The 21,915-nt window shown below is 34.1% G+C and carries 12 protein-coding genes; 5 read left to right on the forward strand and 7 right to left on the reverse strand.

Annotated features, from left to right (window positions below; all coding sequences use genetic code 11):
- Window positions 1-36 precede the first annotated feature (36 nt).
- On the reverse strand, window positions 37-594 hold the full coding sequence (locus HGP29_RS02870) for a hypothetical protein (RefSeq protein WP_168880804.1): 558 nt from the start codon (window positions 592-594) through the stop codon (window positions 37-39).
- Window positions 595-870: 276 nt separating this feature from the next.
- Complete coding sequence (locus HGP29_RS02875) at window positions 871-2,391, reverse strand: CotH kinase family protein (RefSeq protein WP_168880805.1); 1,521 nt, start codon at window positions 2,389-2,391, stop codon at window positions 871-873.
- Between the two features lie 486 nt (window positions 2,392-2,877).
- Here HGP29_RS02875 and gcvP point away from each other — a divergent pair, with 486 nt between their 5' ends.
- Window positions 2,878-5,778, forward strand: a complete 2,901-nt coding sequence (gene gcvP / locus HGP29_RS02880; RefSeq protein ID WP_168880806.1) for an aminomethyl-transferring glycine dehydrogenase — start codon at window positions 2,878-2,880, stop codon at window positions 5,776-5,778.
- A gap of 113 nt (window positions 5,779-5,891) precedes the next feature.
- Here the strand turns inward: gcvP and HGP29_RS02885 are convergent, their stop codons facing one another.
- From HGP29_RS02885 to HGP29_RS02895, 3 genes are read right to left on the reverse strand one after another with little or no spacing between them, the layout of a single operon-like run.
- Window positions 5,892-6,320: a DnaJ-like cysteine-rich domain-containing protein gene (locus tag HGP29_RS02885; RefSeq protein WP_168880807.1), complete on the reverse strand. Its 429-nt coding sequence runs from the start codon at window positions 6,318-6,320 to the stop codon at window positions 5,892-5,894.
- 11 nt (window positions 6,321-6,331) lie between these two features.
- Window positions 6,332-6,895: a GDYXXLXY domain-containing protein gene (locus tag HGP29_RS02890; RefSeq protein ID WP_168880808.1), complete on the reverse strand. Its 564-nt coding sequence runs from the start codon at window positions 6,893-6,895 to the stop codon at window positions 6,332-6,334.
- Complete coding sequence (locus HGP29_RS02895; RefSeq protein ID WP_168880809.1) at window positions 6,888-8,171, reverse strand: DUF2157 domain-containing protein; 1,284 nt, start codon at window positions 8,169-8,171, stop codon at window positions 6,888-6,890. Before HGP29_RS02895 ends, HGP29_RS02890 begins: the two co-directional genes overlap by 8 nt.
- Window positions 8,172-8,548: 377 nt before the next feature.
- Here HGP29_RS02895 and HGP29_RS02900 point away from each other — a divergent pair, with 377 nt between their 5' ends.
- Window positions 8,549-16,663 carry a T9SS type A sorting domain-containing protein gene (locus HGP29_RS02900; RefSeq protein ID WP_168880810.1) on the forward strand — a complete coding sequence of 2,705 codons (8,115 nt, stop codon included), beginning with the start codon at window positions 8,549-8,551 and terminating at the stop codon, window positions 16,661-16,663.
- A gap of 78 nt (window positions 16,664-16,741) precedes the next feature.
- Here the strand turns inward: HGP29_RS02900 and HGP29_RS02905 are convergent, their stop codons facing one another.
- Entirely contained in the window at window positions 16,742-17,656 is a 915-nt protein-coding gene (locus HGP29_RS02905; protein WP_211093183.1) for an alpha/beta hydrolase, read from the reverse strand.
- An 84-nt stretch (window positions 17,657-17,740) separates the two neighbouring features.
- Window positions 17,741-18,289: a YfiT family bacillithiol transferase gene (locus HGP29_RS02910; RefSeq protein ID WP_168880811.1), complete on the reverse strand. Its 549-nt coding sequence runs from the start codon at window positions 18,287-18,289 to the stop codon at window positions 17,741-17,743.
- Window positions 18,290-18,459: 170 nt separating this feature from the next.
- Between HGP29_RS02910 and HGP29_RS02915 the strand changes: the two genes are divergently transcribed.
- From HGP29_RS02915 to HGP29_RS02925, 3 genes are all read left to right on the forward strand, one after another.
- A complete protein-coding gene (locus tag HGP29_RS02915; protein WP_168880812.1) occupies window positions 18,460-20,100 on the forward strand; it encodes an ABC-F family ATP-binding cassette domain-containing protein in 1,641 nt (546 codons plus the stop codon).
- Window positions 20,101-20,182: 82 nt separating this feature from the next.
- Window positions 20,183-20,410: a hypothetical protein gene (locus HGP29_RS02920; protein WP_168880813.1), complete on the forward strand. Its 228-nt coding sequence runs from the start codon at window positions 20,183-20,185 to the stop codon at window positions 20,408-20,410.
- A gap of 102 nt (window positions 20,411-20,512) precedes the next feature.
- Entirely contained in the window at window positions 20,513-21,883 is a 1,371-nt protein-coding gene (locus tag HGP29_RS02925; RefSeq protein ID WP_168880814.1) for a glutamate decarboxylase, read from the forward strand.
- Window positions 21,884-21,915: the final 32 nt, after the last annotated feature.

Consider the following 21,915-nt stretch of genomic DNA (forward strand, 5'->3'; position numbering starts at 1 on the left):
TGGTGTAAATGTTTTAATTGAGAGTAAATATGTGAGTTAAACGTTAATTTCAACTTCTGTATCAGATGTTTTTAAAACACCTAAAATAATTTCTATTGCTCCTAAAAAGGTCTTTTTTCTATCGGCAATATAGAATCTAAAAGGATTCTGTAATTTTTTATCCTTCGCTTCACTGACCATAAACTTATTGACAGCCATAGGAAACTTGAAAAACTTAGTGAGCTTTTTAGATTTGGTGCCAAATAAGTAATATTCAGCTTTTCCAAAATATCCATGGTAACCAATGGAAGCCCATAAGAATTTATTTAATAGAGATTTCTTGTAAGATTTATCGATCCATAAACATGTGATTTCAGTTACATTGTTATATGCAGTGAAATGCATCATTTTTTGTTGATCGTATTGATCTGTTAAATGTTGTGTGTATCTGTATGGATAGGTATTTCCGAATACATATCCTCCGCAGATTTCGTCTTTGTGAATAAGTAAGTATGTCGTGTTCTTTTTAAGATAGTCGATACTTAAGTCGGAATGATGACACTTTTGTAGAAAAACCGAGTAGTGATTTTCATTTATAGCTTTGATAATCTTCATGGTGGTGTTGTTTATTTAATCCTTAAATAATTAATTAGTTAGTGAACAGGAGATAGTCAGATAGTTCGTATCAGGTCATTAATGTTCGAAAAACACAATGTAACTGATAATCAACTAGGTTGTCAACTAACAGCCTGTTATCTCTTTAAAAAGTTAAACTAAACCTTTAAATAATGATTTATTAATTTTTGGGTCCTATGTATTTGAATAGGAGTGTTTTATCTCATTGGAATTTATGAGACTATATGAGAACTAGAAGTTTGTGAAATTGTTTTCTTAATTATTAATGATTACCTGTGGTAATCCAACCCAGCTTCCTTGTTTATTTTCAATTTCGGCAGAAAGAATATAAGTACCTTCAGAGAATTTATCATATTCAACCTTTATAGATTCCGATGGTGGGTAAACGAATCGCTTCACTGTTTGACCTTCTTTATTTTGTACGGATACCATACAACTCTTATAAGAGACATCTTTCATTTTCATCATTACAACATTCTTCTTAGGATCAGGGTAAAACTTGACGGTTTCCACCCAATGCGAAAGTTGTTTTGGATCACTAGAAATTACTTGTTTTAATGCAGTTCTACTTCTTTGTAGAATGAATTCTTTTAGTCCATAATCGATATGATTTCCTACACTATTTTCAAATGAATTGATAAAATCAAATGTAGTCCAGCCATGGTCTAGTGAATATTGATAATCATTTTCTACAAAAGGTAGAAGCATTTCTCTTTGCTTGTTGAGGTAAGGACTTAGTGTTGAAATATTAAAAGTTCTAAGAACAAACTCTTCAATAAATCGATTAAAGAGGTTTCTGTATTTTGGCTGATCTAAAATTTTGTTGACTAGCACCCTAGCTTCGTAAGGTTCTCCCCATTGATTAATATCTCGACTAGCCCAATCATACTGATCTGATATAAGATTAATACCGAATGTGTGATCAAATTGATAGGGGATATAAGACCATTTTCCTGTTTTATCATCAAAATAAAGGAAGAAGTTATCTTTATTGAAAGCATATCCGTCCCAATGCCCACATAGAATTTCGATTGCTAATGCTTTTACAAATTGTTCCACCTCAAAATGAGTTTCAACATAGTGTATCAGTTCTTTATGATGTAAAAGATTAATACTGTCTAAAAAGGATTGAAGATGTTCTCTGTGAAAGTCTTTGCCTTGGCATAAAGGATACGTTTTTTCATCCAAATAACTATTAGGGTCATTGGTTAAATCTGCACCATAATTTCCCATATAGAGTATACCTTCATTACTCTTAAAATGATGGGTAAGAAAAGATGAGTCTATGAGTTCAGACATTAGATAAACACCATGGTATTCACCATTAATAAACAACAAAGTATGTGCTGATCTAGGAGCAGGGATTCCTTCGTTAGACATTAACTGATACATTAACTTGGATCTAGATAATGTAGGATCCCCACTATTACTTTCAAGTTTTAACCCTTGAAGGTGACAGATAGACTTTTTTCCAAATGCAATTTCAAATGACTTTTTTAAAGAGTAGCGAGTATCTTTTCCTGATAAACCTACACAAATGCTGCTTATAGTATCTTTAATAGTTTTGCTTTCGAACGTCATAGAGCCAAAGAAACGAAGTTGTTTTTCTTCATTACCAACGGCTAATAGTTGTTGTAATTCTGCTGAATCTAATGTTATATCAATTCTACTTACTTCGTCTGGGTGGAAAAAAGAACATTCATGGCCTACTGTACATTGGGCATAAGAAAGAATTGTTATATATATAAGCAGTATTGTTAGTACAAACTTTTTCATTCGTTGTTACGAGTTCATTTCGTATTTTAAATATTTAGCTACACAAAATACATGGTTTAAGAAGTAGCATATACAATTTACTACTTAATTGGTTATCAGACAAAAAGAAATAGTAATTAAGGCAGTCAATTATGAAATATTTGAAGTGAATATACCTGCATTAGGCACTGTTAAATTGTATGATTTATAGAATTATATATGAATAATTATTCATCAGAGAAGAAAAAGTAGTCATAATGATGTGGTTTTGTATAGAAATCAATAAAGCCACAATTTATCAAAACTGTAAAATCTGAAGAATAAACATTTTCGATAGAAATTAGTTGTTGTTTAAAGTTCTTTAAAAAAAATAATAAGTACTATCCACAAAATACTAACTATTACTATATTTGCGGTGCAAATGAATGGGAGGATACGGGAACAATTTACCATATCCTTGTTAACCATCGTAGGCCGAAATTTATTACCACAACACAACCATAGTCGATGAAGATTGATTTAAACAACTTCGAGAGATTTGAGGCAAGGCATAATGCGCCCAACCATACTCAAATTGAAGAGATGTTAGCCGCTTTAGGGGTATCAGATATTGATGAGCTCATTTCTCAAACTGTCCCTGAAAAGATTCGTCTAAAGAAACCTTTAGAGCTTCCTCAACCTCTTACTGAATACCAATTCCTTCGTCACTTCAAGACGATTGCGGATAAGAACAAAATTTACCGTTCTTACATTGGTATGGGATATTACAATACTATTACTCCTCCTGTAATTTTACGTAATATCATGGAAAACCCAGGCTGGTACACAGCATATACTCCTTACCAAGCAGAAATTGCACAAGGTCGTTTAGAGATGCTACTTAATTTCCAAACTATGGTCACTGACCTAACAGGTATGGAACTAGCCAATGCATCTTTACTTGACGAAGCTACAGCTGCAGGTGAAGTAGTTCATATGTTCTATGGTGCTAGAAAGGGAGCAAAAAAGAAGCAAGCCAATAAGTTCTTTGCTTCAAATACATGTCACCCTCAGACATTAGACTTATTAAAGACACGTTGTACTCCAATCGGGGTAGAGCTAGTAATTGGTGAAGTTGCTGATTTAGATGTGACAGATCCAACTTTATTTGGTGTACTTGTTCAGTATCCAGATACTAATGGTGGTATTACAGATTATACTGACTTTATTGCTGCAGCTCATGAAAATGGAGTATTGGTAGCAATGGCATCAGACCTTTTGGCACTAACAGTACTAAAAGAGCCAGGCAAGATGGATGCTGATGCAGTAGTTGGTTCCGCTCAAAGATTTGGTGTGCCAATGGGTTATGGTGGACCTCATGCAGGTTTCCTTGCGACAAGAGATGCTTACAAGCGTCAAATCCCTGGTCGTATTATTGGTATTTCTAAGGACAAGGATGGTAACGAAGCTTACCGTATGGCCTTACAAACTCGTGAGCAACATATTAAGCGTGAGAGAGCAACGTCAAATATCTGTACAGCACAAGTGTTGTTAGGTGTGATGGCTTCTGCTTATGCAATATATCACGGACCAGAAGGGTTAAAAACAATTGCTTACCGTACTCATGGTATGGCGAACCTTCTGAAACAATCAGTAGAAAAGTTAGGTTTCGAAGTAGTTAATAACGGCTATTTTGATACTTTAAGAATAAATACAACAGCACTACAAGCTAAGGCAATCCGTTTATTAGCGGAAGAGAGATTAACAAATTTCCGTTACTTTGAAGATGGAAATATCGGTCTTTCTATGAACCAATCAACAGATGTATCACACATTGCTGATATTGTTGATTTAATTCAAGATGCTTTAGGTTTAAACGTTGCAGTTAATGTAGAAGCATTAGCTGAAAATATTGAAATTGCTGTTCCTGCAGAATTACAACGTGAGTCTGATTTCTTAACACATCCAGTATTTAATCAATACCATGCAGAGCATGAGATGTTACGTTACTTAAAACGTTTAGAGAATAAAGACCTTTCGTTAGTGCATTCAATGATTTCATTAGGTTCATGTACTATGAAATTGAATGCAACAGCAGAGATGATTCCTGTAACTTGGCCTGAGTTTGGACAGATGCACCCATTTGCACCAAAAGAACAAGCACAAGGTTACCAAGAAATCTTTAAGGATCTTGAAGCATGGTTGTGTGAAATCACAGGTTTTGATGCTATGTCATTACAACCAAACTCTGGAGCAAACGGAGAATATGCTGGTCTTTTAACGATTAGAGCATACCATGAAGGTATTGGCGAAGGTCATAGAAATATAGCCATTATTCCATCGTCTGCTCATGGTACAAACCCTGCATCTGCTGTAATGGCAGGTATGAAGGTAATTATCGTTAAATGTGATGAGGCAGGAAACATTGATGTGGAAGACTTGAAAGCAAAAGTTGAGAAGCATAGCAATGAATTGTCTTGTTTAATGATCACATACCCATCTACTCATGGTGTATTTGAAGAGTCTGTAGTAGAGATTTGTCAAATTATACATGATAATGGTGGTCGTGTTTACATGGATGGAGCAAATATGAATGCTCAGGTAGGTCTTACATCTCCAGCTAATATTGGTGCAGATGTTTGTCACTTGAACTTACACAAAACATTCTGTATTCCTCACGGTGGTGGTGGACCAGGTGTTGGCCCTATCGGTGTTGTTGCTGATCTAGCTCCATATTTACCAGGTCATGCTGTAATCGATAACAATGTAGGAGAAAAAGCTTCTACAGCCGTTGCTGCAGCGCCTTGGGGATCTGCTAGTATTTTACCAATCTCTTATGCATACATCCGAATGATGGGAGGTGAAGGTTTAACAAATGCTACCAAAATAGCGATCTTGAATGCAAACTATATGCAATCGAGATTAAAAGATCACTACCCAGTTTTATATGTTGGAGCAAATGGACGTAATGCACATGAGATGATTGTGGATTGCCGTCAGTTTAAACCAGCTGGTATTGAAGTGGAAGATATTGCTAAACGTTTAATGGACTATGGTTACCATGCTCCAACAGTATCATTCCCAGTACCAGGAACATTAATGATTGAACCTACTGAATCAGAAAGCAAAACAGAATTAGATCAGTTCTGTGATGCGATGATTCAAATTCGTCAGGAAATTCAAGAAGTGATTGATGGACAAGCGGATGCTGTTGAGAATGTATTGAAGAATGCACCTCATACTCAGGCTCAAGTCATTACTGAAGAATGGACTATGCCATATTCGAGAGAAAAAGCGGTATATCCTCTTCCTTACGTACAAGCAAATAAATTCTGGCCAACAGTACGTCGTATTGATAGTGCTTTCGGAGACAGAAACCTTGTATGTTCTTGTATTCCTGTAAGTGAATTCGAAGAAGCAGAAGCTTAAATAATATACTATTTAAGTACCTTTATAGACATAGACAAAAACCTCCAGTCACTGAAAAGTGGTGGAGGTTTTTTATTATATTAAACTAAAGTATAATCAAATAAATGACTTCTTTATAAATTTGAATTGCTTTCTGAATCAATCACTCTTTGAATAAAATCGAACAACTTTTCTTTGTTTTCATCATTTTCATAGGTGAAGAAAGTTGAAATCTGATCTACATTTAATTCATGATTGAAATGTAAATCTTTTATGTGATCAATAATCTGCTGACTTTGAATTTCTTTTTCTATGCCTCTCATCGTAGCATCAAGATCATTATTTAATACTTTTTCTTTTTCTTCTGCTGAGAGGTCATTGGTAAGATATGTTTTGTCTACATCCACAGAATCAATGAGGTCTTTTGATACTTTTCCAGTGCCGTTACAATAAGCACATGTTCCGGGTAACCACCTTAATTCTTGTTTAAGTCTTTTGATGTCTTCATGATCGACATGCCCTTTACCTAAACATCTTGGGCATTCTATAAATGAGGTTTCCATAACTATATAGTTTACTTTGTGATAATATCTTTTACTGAACTTTCATTGATAATTACATCCTCTAATACACCTTTTCCATCTTTGATTTTTATTTTGGCATAGGTAATCAGAGTAGAATCTATTGCAGCTTCATTATAAGCATTTTCGGCTTCTTTGGCTTTACTTTCTTCTAAATAGAATCGAGTAAATGGAATAACGAATTCAACATATTGAGCATCATTATATGGAATATAGTTAATTGAAGTTTGTAAGTAATCTACATTACCAGAAGGGATTTCTTTTGTAATACCATCATATCTAACAAAATCACTTTCGTCTTTATCGAGTAAAATATACACAGTTTGTCCTACACCCCAATCCTTTGTGTTTTCTACAGCAATTCTATTTTCCTCATACCATAACGTAATGTATTTACCTCTAAAAGGATCATAAGGGTCTATTGCAGCAGTTCTAAATTTATACATAGTTCCCACTTCTAATACTTCCTCATTTTGTAAAATGAATGTGGCAGGAACATACAATTGAATGATAGCGACAATAAAAAAAAGTGCGATAAAAATGAGTTTCTTATTCATGAGTTTGTTTCTTTTTAAGGATAAAATAGTTGGTTAAGAAAAAGCCAAGTCCACCTAGAACGAAAATAATTCCTTTGTAAACGAAACTAATATCTGTATCAAAGAACCTACAATAAATAAGTACAGCGATCATTAATAAACCATAGTTGATTTCCCAAAGCCTAACAGTTTGTCCTCCTTTAATAATATGATATACCCCCAAGACAAAAATGAATAGGTTAATCAATAAAGTTGAAATAGCGGAGTAATATCCCAAAAAGAAAGTAGGGATAAATAGGATAAACAATAAAGGGAAAACACCTATATCTGAAAATGATTTTTTTCTATTTTGGTATACAAATACTACTAAAGTCAAAGCAGTTAAAAGGACGATAGGAATAAATTCTTTTGCTGAATAAATAGTGTTGATATTATCTCCTCTGAGGTCGTTCCAAATTATATCATCAAAACTTAAAATGAATAAGATAATTATAGACCCTATAACACTGATTACATGATAGGCGTTGCTGATGATAGAATAAGGTTTGAAATATTTCATTTCTCCTATCTGGTACATCAATCCAAACAAGGTAAAGAAAGTGACAAACATTAATTCATTAATATCATGAGTGTCTATCATTAAGCTTATAACAACGGAAATACAAACACTCCAATTTAAGAAGGAGATATAATTATTGTTTCTATATGTTTTTAATTGATAGATATAATAGGGTACTACCGTAGTAAATAAAATCCAATACCAATAGTGGTTTGAAATACCTAAATATTCCCAGTGTCTGTATTGAACACCAAATGCTGTAATACCAATAATAAATAAGATGGCAGCAATTGAAGACCTCATCACATAAATAAGTGGTAAGCTAAGTAGGGCCCAGGTAAATAGGAATGAAGTGAGGTTTCCATGATGGTGATAAATCTGACTTACTAAGGCAATGCAACTGCCAATAGCAAAGACTAAAAAAGTAGTTCCACCTTCTTTTAATACTGTATTACGGTTATTCGTAAAGAGTGAGTATCCACAGATTAATTGCCCTAATATCAATGGAATAAAGGCTAAGGTAGTTTGTGTACCTCTACTAAGCTGATCCCAATTATGTGCTATAATAAGGATGATACCAGATCCGACAAGTAGTGCCCCTAATATACCGAAGGCAGTGAGGACTCTATTGGTTTTAGGAGGGTTCCTATTTTGATAGTAAGCTTCTATATTCTCAGCAGTTTCTGAAGTGATTATTCCTGCCGTTTGTAGTTCTTTGAGTTCGTCAATTAGACTCATATTATTGTTTCAGTTAGTCGATGAATATACTAAAGATATAAATCGAAAGTTTATTAAAGCAGTAAAGGATAATATGTTTACGTTTATTTACGATTTAAGTTTTATCATCAATCATAAATTGATTTCTCAGCGGTTTCATACTTTGTAAACGTTGTTATTTGTTTTATGCATCTAACATTGTTAAATAGATTTCAATTTCTTTAAATTCTACAAAAATTGAAGATGATATTTATTAACAAATCTAAGATTTAGTATCACTATTTTTTTATTTAGTTTTGGTTACTAAGAGTTTAGGGCCTACAATCAAAGTTGATTCTTTATAAACCTAATCTACAAATACTTCTACTAACCTGTTTATTACAAAAAACTTTTCATTTATGAAAAAACTATACAAGCAACTATTATCTGTTTGTATGTTAGTTTGGCTAACAACTTCCTTCACTTTTGCGCAACAAACTTATTATACAATCAAATCTGGAGGGACTCTCAATTGGAATGATAATGCAAGTTGGACATTTGATCCCAACTCTGTTAACGGTGGAGCCGGCATTCCTGGAGAGCATGATAATATCTACATCCATACAGGTGTAACGCTAAAAGTACCTGCAGATCTCAGTATCGTAAATTATGGTACAATAGATATCTCAATAGGAGGTACACTAAAATTTGAAAATGAGAAACAATTAAACTTCACTTCCATTAATGGTGCGGGTAATATTGAGATCAATAATACCAAACTCCCAAAAGCATCAAGTCATTCTACTCAATTGTTTTCAGATAGTTCGAAAGGGTATATCATATTCTATGGCTCAAATAATTTGAGTATTAAGAATAAAGTTGGGTATATGTTTTCTAACCTTATCAAGAAAGGAAATGGTCAGTTAGAAATTGGAAAAAACAATTTTCAAGATTTTACCATTGAAGAGGGAACAGTTGTATTACCATTTTATACAAGAGCAATTGTAAAAGGAGATATTACAATAAAACCTGGTACATTCTTTTTGACGGATGATGATAGTGATAAAAATAAAGACTCCGCATTAGAAACCTATGGTAATTTTACAAATGAGGGGACAGTTGATATCAAAAACTGTAAGTATTATTTGTATGGCGAAAATGATCAGCAAGTTGTCTTGTCAACAGAAAATGGTGGTACAGTAGATCTAGAAAGGATTGTAATTGAAAAAAATAGTAAAAGCGATAAAGTTAGTTTCACTTCTTATCAAAACGATATTCTTACTCTACATGGTGTGAATAATGGGAAATTTTCTGGCACTGAAGGTGTATTGGAAGGGAAGTTCTCTTTTGCATTAGAGAAAGGTACTGCAATTATTGGTGAGAATATTCAATTGAATCTAGGAAATGGTGATGGAAACAGACCCTTACGTTCTGAATCGATTTTACATATCGATGGAGGCACAATTGAAAACGATAATAAAAATGCATTAACCGTTTATGGTCAGTTTAAAATTACAAAAGGAAACTATACTTCTTCAGGTAGTGAAGGGATAACATTAAGAGAAAGAGGAGAAGTCGTGATCAACGGAGGTCTTGTAAATATCAAGAAAATGAAGACTTCTAATCAGGGAGAAGACCATCAGGGGTCTTACACACAAACTGGTGGAATCTTAAATATTAAAGGCTTTGATGATAAGTACCAACCTTTCTCATTACCATATTCTTCTAATGTATTTAATATGAGTTCTGGTGGTTTGATTATTATTGATGGTACCGATAGTAATTCAGACAAAGGGCTTCTTATCAGATCATCTGATGGTAACTCTAAAGTAACTGGAGGTGAAATTAGATTGATCACTAAAGACAAACAAAAACTTGTAGTAGCATCTCAACCTTATCTGCCGACGTTAAATGTAACTGGTGATGGTGAAGTAGAAGTGTCTCCACTTTCATTTGATGGAGAAGCACCAACCCAATACCCATTAAGAATTGAAAAGGACCTAAAAATTGCAACAGAACTATATGTAGGTACTCAAGATGTTATTATTGGAGAGCAATTACACATTTTGAAGAAAGATGCTTACCGATATAAGAGTAATGCCAATAGAGAGATCAGGATTAACAATAACAGAACAATTTTTTCTGGAGATCGCAAAGGTTCAATTTTTATTGATTATCCAGCTTACAAAGAAAATTCAACTTCAGAAGAAGTTAACTTATACCATGTCGTTGTTGATAAGTCAGGTGCTGTAGGACAAGATTCTGTAGTTCTATTTGCTTCTGACCATGTGAAAGCAACAAAAATGCTTGCAGACTATATTGCTGGTGACAAGGATGAGGAAAATGAATGTAACTTATTAAGAATTGGAGACACAGATTCGGATAATGTTGATGTAGGTACATTGGAAGTAAAAAGAGGTATTTTACACCAAAACGAATATTCTATCCGACTATTTTGTAATACATTTATTGGTAAAGATGGACAGTTAGGTGTTTTTGATGCAGAAAAAACTTCTTCCAATGCAATTGTAAAGTTCAGACCTAAAAACCAAGTTATTAATGTAGAAAAAGGAGCTAAAATAGGTAATGTCAAAATCAATGCAGAAAATAATACTATTGCTTTCGATGACGATATCTATATCCAAAGAATCTATTATAAACATGGATTAGTAGACCTAAGAGAGAATAATATGAAAGTAGATCGTTTTGATCTACGATCTGACTTGGGGTACCATGGCCAAAATAAGAACTTCTTTATTACAAATGGTAATGATTCAGATGGTGGCTTATCCATTCTTGTGCATGATGGAATGTACCATAGAACCGATAGTAAAAATATCATCATTGACATTCCTATTGGTACAAGTTCTACAAACTACTCTCCTTTAAAACTACTACTAGAATCAAATACAACAGACTTAAGTACAATCAATGATTATATTACTGTTAAGGCTGTAAATAAGAAACTTGCTACTGCAAAACCTGGTAGTGATAATGAAGATATGCTTCCGTTGTATTGGAAAGTAACCAGAGGAAATGATAAGATGCTTCCTCAGATGATACTGAATGGTTACATTCAAACCAATTATACCATTGAATCAGATTGGGAAGCAGGTAAAGTTTTAGATTCAGATCAAATCATTGCTGATATCTATAATGTGGCCAACTATGAAAGAAAATCAACTCCAAATAAAATCACAGAAGATCTAAAAGGTTCAAAAGATTTGTATTTGTATAGAGATGGTTACTTTATGCATAGAGTAGTATTTGATGGCCGTTGGGATAATGATAATACAAAAGAATTTACAGAATTAGAAAATGCTAATTATACAATTGGTATTGAACAATCATTTGTAGGATCACCAGAGGTTTTCTATTGGACGTTTAAAGGTAATGGTGTAGGAAATGCCGCCGCTCGATGGGATAATGCTGATAATTGGGTAGATGTTAATGGAAAAGGTATTTATGATCCGACAGGTAAAATTAGATGGTATCCTATTAAAAATGATATTGCGGTTTTTGATAGAAGTTTTGTGAATAACCCGACAACTCAATTAAATGATATCAGGGTGCCTAATTATTTCTTGGGTAATGATGGAAAAGAAGATAAAACTAAACCATTTGTTGCTGAAGTAGCTGAAGTTGTATTTGCAGACCCTGATCCAGAGTTTAGAGTGATTGTTCATGATATAGGAACTTTAAAGGCTAGAAATGTAAAAGGCCCTGGGCAAATTATCGTTCACTATGGTGTTACAGAATATGGGCATTTAGAAGGTGACTTTGGTGCTTGGGCAAAAGAAGATTCTTCAGTGTTTAATGCCAGAGTAGCTAACAGTGTAAATACGTTAGATGATGTAGCTATTATTAGAGACCAGGAAGCGATTAAAAGCTATCCTAAGTTTTATGTAAACGCAGAAGGAGCCAATAAATTTGCTCGTTTAGACTTCGATTTATCCGCGACTGAATTTAGAGTCATCAATAAAGCAAAAGTACTTATTGATGGAGCTGTAGAAAAAGGAGGCAATATGAATATCAAAAATGATATTTATGTTGGTAACTATGCGAAAGGACAATTGATGTTTTATGGGGGGCAGTTTGAAAAAGAAATAAAAGCTCGAAACATATTTATTGGTAACCCTAATAATAATGATGGAGCCAAAATCATCACAAGTGATAATAGTTACACTGGTAAAACAGAGCATAAGTTCTTTTTGCGAGGAGGTATATTACTTACGAAAACGAAAAATGGGCTGAATAATATCAATGTTTCATTGATTGATAATAACACTTCAGTAAAAACTTATTTTGAAGGTACAGATAGAGGTTTTATTGATTCATATATCACGGAGAAAAACCCTATCAAAATGGGGGATATTGTTATCAATAAAGATTTTGTTACTGACTCAGTATTTTTCAATGCCGATATTGAATTTGTTCAGAACCGAGTAGCAACTAATAATGAAAAATCCTTTGTTTTAAATTCAGGTACTGTAATTCTAAATAACCCACTTCAGGTATTAGATGTAAATGCTGGAGGAGGAAACTTCGAAATCGCCAAAGAAGCAAAGCTGATTATTCAAAATGGTGCTAAAGTAGTTACAACTTCTGACCATGAAACTGGTGGAGGTGTTGATTTACATGGAGGTTTATTTGTAAAAGGAGGTACAGCCGATTTTAGTGGAGGACCAAATGGTAATACACCCGTAATTTATAGTTCTAACGCTACTATTTATATAGAAAATACGGACTCAAATCAAAGTAAACTTCTTATTGGAGCACAATTAAGAACACCTTTCAATACTCAAAAAGGTATTTTAAATTATGTTCATAAAAGTGGTGTTGTAGAAATTGGAGGGCAAACCTTAAAAGGAGAGAACCTTAATCAAGCAGTTTTAGAGTTAAATGATATAGAAAGTGTTTTCAATTTAGGTTTTAAATACGAAAAAGGAGTTAATGAATTAATCATTAGAGGTGGGAATAATACTGACAGAGTATTAATTGATATTTTCAACTTAACGCTAAATAATAACACTTTTGCTCATGATGCTAAAATTGTCATTGAAACAGAAGAAACAGCTCCAGTAAAGATTTATGCCAAAGACCTACCTTATTTATTCATTAATAAAGGTAAGATTGAATTAGATGAAAGAGCAACGAATACGAATATTCATTATGGTCTTGAAATAAATAACTTAGACGCTCAATTTAATCAAAAAGGAAAGGGATTAACTTTAATCAATCCTTATAAAATTGTAAACAACAATATTTGGTCTACTGAAGGTGGAGACTTAACCATCATTGGAGATGATCATGTGGTTTATTCAGGTGTAAATAGTACTCATGAAGCCATTAATAATTTGGTGATAAGTGTACCATCAATAAAGTTTGATCAGCCATTTACTTCCAATTCATTACAGGTAAAAGGAAACTTGGATATTCAAGACCAATCTGAAGTAATTTTAAAAGGTACTGATTTATTATTTGATGGAAATCTGTTGTCTCTTGACGGGAAGATTTCTAGCAATACTAAGACGGAGAAAATATCATTAAATAAAGGGAGTGAGCAATTCATTAAAGCAAACAATGGACATATCGATTTCTTGTCTATAAATAATGATGTCACTTTATATGACGCAGATCAGTCATCGTCTTTCTTTAAACTAACCTTACAAGAAAAGTTAGAGTTATTGAATGGTGTACTTTATATCCAGGAGAATCAGCTTTGGTTAGGAAGAAATTTAGAGATCACTTCAGGAGCAAATAGTTTTGATGAAACTAGAATGATTGCTACAAGTGGTAATCAGAGAGATGGAGGTATTGTAAAAGCATTTAAAGGAACGATCGACGGAAATACTATTCCTTTGGGGGTCATCACTGGTAGTGATAGAAAATATACACCGTTATCATTTACAGCTTTATCTGGACATGAAAAGGTAGATCCAGATGCTTCTTTCAATATCAATGTTGCCATTCTTAACCAAGTATATCCAGGTTTAAAAGTGGAAGGTAAGCCCGATGGTTATATCCATAGTTTGTTAGACTATACTTGGTTTATTAATTCTATTGATGATAATGGCGATATTTTACAATTACCAGATCATTTCAACTTAGCAGTAAATATGACCTATGATCAAGGTGATGTTATTACTAATGCTCCAATTACAGAAGATGATTACTTAACGGCTGAATTCTTTGAAAATGCTTTAAACTGGCAAGTGGGAAAAGGTGGAATAGATATTAATAATAACTATATCCAATTTATTCTCTCTGGAAATGTAATGAAAGTACTTAATAACAATGTTATTTCAGGAGTTTATTCAGCAGGGCATAGAGATGATATGAGTATCGGTATCACCGAATATTATACAGTAGCTGATGGTGATTGGAGTAATCATACGATTTGGGAGACTTACCCATTAAAGGAGGGAAGTAAGATTATTATTGATGGAGAGGAATATCCTACGTATGTAAAAGGTGATCCAGAACCATCTTCTCATGCACCTTCAAATGGTACTAACATTACGATTAATTCAGGCCATGTAGTGAATTACAATACACCAGGGCTATTCCTATCTAAAATGCAATTGGATGGCCACTTAAAGTTGTCACAAACAGGAGCACAAGGTGGATTCGGTTTTGTTTATGGAAATGGTACTATTGAATTGAATAAGACTTTGGCATTACCTGATGGCAACTGGGATGACTTTATGAAATCTGATGCTCAGGGAGGTATTGTGATGATGAACTTAGACCCTGATATGTATGGTATTGGTACTATCGATTATAAAGATGGAGTAAATGTAAACCTTGGTAGTTACCAACATATTAGAGGATTACAATTCAGCAATGCTGATATAAGCAAAAGCTTGGTCATGTATAATCTTAATTATTCCAATATCACAATAGGTGATGCAGGATTTACAATTGGAGATAATGCTAGAGTAAATATGGGAGGTACTGACCAAACTGTATTTACAATAAATGGAGTGACAACTATTGATGGGCATTTATCATTAACTAATGGTCCTAAAGCTTATTTCAATAAAGACCTTAATGTCAATTCAACAGGGCACCTACAATTAGAAGGTGAGCTTTACTTGTCTGAAGATTTTAATGTGACTAGTGGTGGTACAATATCACATAGCTCAACATCGCTCACTGTATTTAATGGTGTAGATCTTCAATCTTTATCATTGGCAGGGCAATCTTTAAGAAGTATTCAAGTGGCAATGACAGGAAGTGCACCAATTCTTAATGTGGTTTCTGAATCAACAATTGATAACCAAATTTTATTTACAACGGGTAAAATCAAATCGTCGGGTAACTTAATTGTCAACAACCCAGAAGGAGTATTTAACTCAAGTGATGTCAGTTATATTATTGGAGAAACCTACTTCAAGTTAGGACAAACCTTCAATGCTGATATTATAATTTTCCCTATTGGTTCAGACAAATATTTCTACCCAATTGCAGTAGGAACAAGAACAGATGGCGCAGGACTAGGAAAAGATGTGATGTTCAAGGCGGACTTTACTGCCGACATTAAAGAAGAAGATGTAAATGTGAATGTCCCTGATATCGTAGATAGTAATGGACATAAACTAACAGCTATACAAAAAGATGGTACTTGGATTTTAGAACCTCAAGATCTAAAAGTAGGAGAACAGATCGAGCTTTATGTATGGAAATATATTGGTAGAATCAAAAATGAATATGGTTCGGCCTTAGATGATCATGAAACTGATTTTAGAAACGTATTTATCGACGATGCTTCAGAATATCATGTCATCGGAGGTAATGTTAATGAAGTTCACGTTTCAAGAAATGGTATCAAACCAAACAGCACTATCTACTTTATTGGACAGGGTGTAGGGAAAAAGGCAACTATTAGCATAGCTTCTGGTTCTAGTAGTGCTAGAACAACATCTACAGAGTATTCTAATGCTGGTTTCCAATGGGGATATGTAGGACATGTTTTCGATAAAGATTTACCTGTCGAATTAATTAGTTTTGATGCTGAAGTAACAGATCAGGAGCAAGTTTTCTTATCATGGTCAACTGCACAAGAACAAAACAATGAAGTGTTTGTAATTGAAAAATCTTCTAATAATAGAGATTGGGAGTATCTTGGAGAAGTAGAAGGGCAAGGAAATACAAATGTGAGAACAGATTATTTCTTTAAAGATAAGTCACCTTTCAAAGGGCAATCTTACTATAGATTAATTCAGTATGATTTTAATGGAGACTTTGAAGTATTTGGACCTGTAAAAGTGTCAATGAATACAGAGGAAGAAGCATTGGAAGTAAATGTATATCCAAATCCAGCATATGGAGAAACAGTGACTTTAGAGTTTTTAACTGAGGCAGATAAATATTTTGTAGAAGTATTAAATGCTTCAGGTAGAAGAGTCTATTTCAATGAATCGGACCATTTCAGACATGAAATTAATATCTCCCAATTCACTAGCGGGATGTATTTTATACGAGTGACAGATGGCAGTAGACAAATTATCAAAAAGTTGATTTGTAAATAGATAGAACTTGTATACATAAAAAAGCCCTTACTGAACTTAATAGTAAACAGTAAGGGCTTTTTTGATACTTTTGAGTGACTAATCCTTTTGAAGAATCAAACCTTCATTAATACCCCAATCGTAGAAACGATCTATCCACGAATCAGAAGGAGTATTTTTTGTTCTCATGCCAAAACCATGACCACCTTTTGCATACATATGAAGTTCGGTATTATATCCTGCTTTTCTCCAAGAAGTATATAATGCTATTGCACCCTCTGCAAGTTGAAGGGGATCATTAGTAGCACAGGCGATAAACATTGGTACACTATCTTTTGGAGCATTGGGTTGCACAGGCATCTGAATGGTCCAAGGATAAATGGGAGCAAAGAAGTTAGGACGATTTTTTTCTACACAATTGTAAGCAACGCCCATGGTAACTGCTCCACCTGCAGAGAATCCCATAAAGCCAATATGTTGGGGATCAATACCCAATTCAGAGGCATGCTCTCGGATATAAGTAACAGCATTTAACCCATCATCAATAGAGTGGGGAAGCATTGTCTGTACATCTGCATTAAATTTCTTTTTTCCCTCTGATTTTAAGTGGCTAATTTCATCAACGGCATCTTTTCCTGTAGGAATCAACCTGTATTTTAATATTACAGCAGTGATACCTTTTTGAGTGAGAGATTTAGCTACATCAATACCTTCTGAAATAATACTATGTGCATATAATCCTCCACCAGGAGCAATAATTACCGCTGTCCCATTTTTCACCTTTTTAGAAGGTTCATATATCCAGATTTCAGGCTTTACCGTATTCGTAATGACTTCAGTATCCCAAATTTTAGAAAAGTACCTATTCTCTTTCGTTGAGTAAGTAACACCTTCCACAGGTGTGTATGGTAATGAGATGATTTTAGGATGAAGGTCAGATTTCTTCTGAGCAAAAAGGTGAACTCCACTCATAAGTGTCACACAAGTGAGTAAAGTAATAATTGTTGATTTCATTTTATTTGTTTTGTCTAGAATTCTATGTTGAAGTAAATATCATTGTGAAAATATTAAATCACAATGATATTTATTGACTGGCGCTTAATTGTACTTTCCTTCACTTTCTAAACCCTGACGGATATGTGCAAGATGATGTCGACAATGCCAATCGTACACCATAATATTTTCACCTAAATTAAAGCGAGTACCATGTTCAGGATGTTCAAACTCCAAGAGTAAATCACTTTCAGTCAAACTCTTTAAAAGTGACGCCCATTTATTATGAAGTCCCTTAAGTAATAACAACGTATCACTTAAGTCATCACTTAAACTATCGTTTAATTCTGCCCAAAGGTGTTCATGATAAGGTCTGATATGAGGAATATCTTCAGTTAAGGCTAGTTTAAAGCGGATAATGCTATTCATATGAGAATCGGCACAATGATGTACGACCTGTTTTACCTTCCAACCATCTGGCCTGTATCTATAATTTAGAGCTTCATTTGATACCCCATTTAATGTACTTTCAAGTAATTGTGGGAATACTTCGATAGATTGTATTGCAGCTTCGATTTCTTGATTCGAAGGATGCTTAATAACGGGACATTCACCAATTGGAAACTTTAATTGTTGTAAAGAGGTTGTTTGCATATTCTTAATAGTTTAGATGTTGAGAAACTAAGATAAGGTTAATTCTTTAAATAGCTGAAACAGCAAAAAGATGTAAATCCATAATATTCTGCTTAATTCTGATTTTTTAATTCTAAGGGTTTATCTATTTTATCAATTTAAATTAGCTTTGCAGCTTAACTATTTGATTTATGATTTCAGTTGATAATTTAAGTGTAGAGTTTAGTGGTGCAACACTATTCAGTGATGTGTCATTTGTGATAAACCCCAATGATAAAATCGCATTGATGGGGAAAAATGGAGCAGGAAAATCAACCATGATGAAAATTGTGGCTGGCGTTCAAAAGGCAACAAAAGGACATATTAGTGCTCCCAAAGATGCCGTAATTGCTTATTTACCTCAGCATTTATTAACTGAAGATAATTGTACTGTCTTTGAGGAAGCTTCTAAAGCATTCAAACAAATTTTTGAAATGCGAGATGAAATGGAAGAACTCAATAAACAGTTGGAGACGCGTACAGATTATGAATCTCCAGAGTACATGGGAATCATAGAAAAAGTAACGGATTTAGGAGAGAAGTTTTATGCTCTTGAAGAAGTGAACTATGATGCTGAAGTAGAGAAAGCATTAAAAGGTTTAGGATTCAGACAAGAAGATCTACACCGCCAAACTAGTGAGTTTTCCGGAGGGTGGAGAATGCGTATTGAGTTGGCAAAAATACTTTTACAAAAGCCTGATCTTATACTACTGGATGAGCCAACAAACCACATTGATATTGAATCTGTGATTTGGCTTGAAGACTTTTTAGTAAATAAAGCAAACGCGGTAATGGTTATCTCCCATGATAGAGCCTTTATTGACAATATTACCAATAGAACCATTGAAGTGACAATGGGTCGTATTTATGATTACAAGGCCAACTACTCTAAGTACTTAGAATTAAGAGAAGATAGAAGGGCACATCAATTAAAAGCTTATCAAGAGCAGCAAAAGTTAATTGCAGATACAAAAGCCTTCATTGAGAGGTTTAGAGGTACATATTCTAAAACCAACCAAGTGTCTTCTAGAGAAAGAATGCTTGAAAAATTAGATATTATCGAGATCGATGAGGTAGATACTTCAGCATTGAAGTTACGTTTTCCTCCAGCTCCAAGATCAGGCGAAGTGGCAGTGACAGTAACAGATGTATCAAAGTCATATGATACACATACTGTATTTAAATCTGCAAATATGTCTATTCGTAGAGGAGAGAAAGTAGCTTTTGTTGGTAGAAATGGTGAAGGAAAATCAACAATGATAAAAGCGATTTTGGAAGAAATTGGTGTTGATGCGGGAACTTGTGAATTGGGACATAATGTACAAGTAGGATACTTTGCCCAAAATCAAGCTTCATTGTTAGATCCTAAGTTGACTATTTTCCAAACGGTAGACGAAGTAGCTAAAGGAGATATCAGAAAACATATCAATAATATCCTTGGGCAGTTTATGTTTGGAGGAGAAGATGTTGATAAAAAAGTAGGTGTTTTATCAGGTGGTGAGAAAACGAGACTGGCGATGGTTAAACTACTTTTAGAGCCTGTAAACTTATTGATACTTGATGAACCAACGAACCACTTGGATCTAAAATCAAAAGATGTTCTAAAAGAAGCATTAAAATCTTTTGATGGAACTTTGATTCTAGTTTCCCATGATAGAGATTTCCTTCAAGGATTATCAAATAAAGTATTCGAGTTTAAAGACCAAAGAGTGATTGAGCATTTCGAAACCATTGATGCTTACTTGGAAAGAAACAGAATAGAAAGTATTGCAGAGATTAACTTAAAAGGATAAGATATAAAAAAAGTAAGGAGGAAAGTCGGAGATGAAAAAATCCCTTTGCTTCTTACTTTTTCCTTATAACTTTACATATACTATGAGAAAAACAAACAAACGTATTTACGGAAAAAATATAAAATCTGAAGCTGCTGAATTAGTTGGGAAAAGTATTGATATCGTTATGAAGAATGATAGATGCTATAAAGGTGTCGTCACAAAAGTTTCTGAAGATGCATACCACCTAAAGGACGGCTTGGATGGAAAACACTCATTAAAGTATGAGGATATTGATGAAGTTATAGTCATTATTGATGCTCCTTATTAATATTTGGTAACTCAAGTGAATACGGTGTAACATATGTGATTAGGCTTCGTACATAAAATGAACTTAACACACTATGAAACACAATAGATCAATCTATTCACTATGATTACTAAAAAGAAAGCTAAATCTGCGAAAGGATCTACAATTAGAGGTATTCGCAATCAGGTTTCAGTACCAAAATATGAATTACCTGAAGGCCAAATGGAACCTAATGAGGCCTACAATATAATCCATGACGAATTAATGTTAGACGGTAATTCCCGTCTAAATATGGCAACATTTGTGACTACATGGATGGAGCCTGAAGCAAAACAGTTAATGTCAGAAACGTTCGACAAGAACATGATTGACAAAGACGAGTATCCCCAAACGGCAATCATCGAAGAACGATGTGTCAATATTATTTCAAGATTATTTAATGCTCCTGAAGATGGTGAAGCTTGTGGATCTTCTGCAATAGGTTCATCAGAGGCAGTGATGCTAGCAGGTATGGCCTTCAAACGAAATTGGAGAAATCGCCGAGAAGCAAAAGGCTTATCGACAGATAAACCTAATCTAGTATTAGGATCCAATGTTCAGGTTGTTTGGGAAAAGTTCTGTAGATACTGGGATGTTGAGCCCAAGTATATCCCAATGAAAAAAGATAAATACGTCATCACAGCTGAAGAAGTACTGGATGTTGTTGATGAAAATACGATTGGTGTAGTTGCAATTTTAGGAACCACTTTTACAGGTGAATTTGAACCCATTGAAAAAATTCATGATGCACTTGTAGCCAATAATAAAAAAACGGGTTGGGAAACACCCCTTCATATTGATGCAGCATCTGGAGGGTTTGTGGCACCGTTTATTCACCCTGCTTTGAAATGGGATTTCCGCCTTCCAAATGTAAAATCTATTAATGTATCTGGTCACAAATACGGATTAGTATACCCTGGTGTTGGTTGGGTAATCTGGAGAGATAAAAAAGAACTACCAGAAGACCTTATTTTCCATGTGAATTACCTTGGTGGAGATATGCCAACTTTTACATTGAACTTTTCGCGTCCAGGAAATCAAATTGTTGGTCAGTACTATAACTTTATACGTTTAGGTAAGAAAGGGTATAGACAGATAATGAAAGACCTTCAAATGATCGCTATGAAATTGTCTGATGGAATTAATAAAATAGGAGACTTCGAACTCTTGTCTGATGGTAGTGCGATTCCTGTTTTTGCTTTTTCTGTTAAAGAAGGTAGAAACTTTTCAGTGTTTGATATCTCAAGTAAATTAAGAGAAAGAGGTTGGTTAGTACCGGCTTATACAATGCCTGCTGATGTAGAAGACATTGCTGTATTAAGAATTGTAGTCAGAGAGGGCTTCAATAGTGATATGGCAGATATGCTATTACAGGATATTAAAAATGCAGTTGCTCATTTTAAATCAAGAGGCGATAGAGAGATGCGAACTTCAGGGTCAAGTTTTGCGCATTAATATCAAGATATATTCAGAGTAGGTCACTTGAT

Source organism: Flammeovirga agarivorans (genome assembly GCF_012641475.1).
GTDB classification, from domain to species: Bacteria; Bacteroidota; Bacteroidia; order Cytophagales; family Flammeovirgaceae; genus Flammeovirga; species Flammeovirga agarivorans.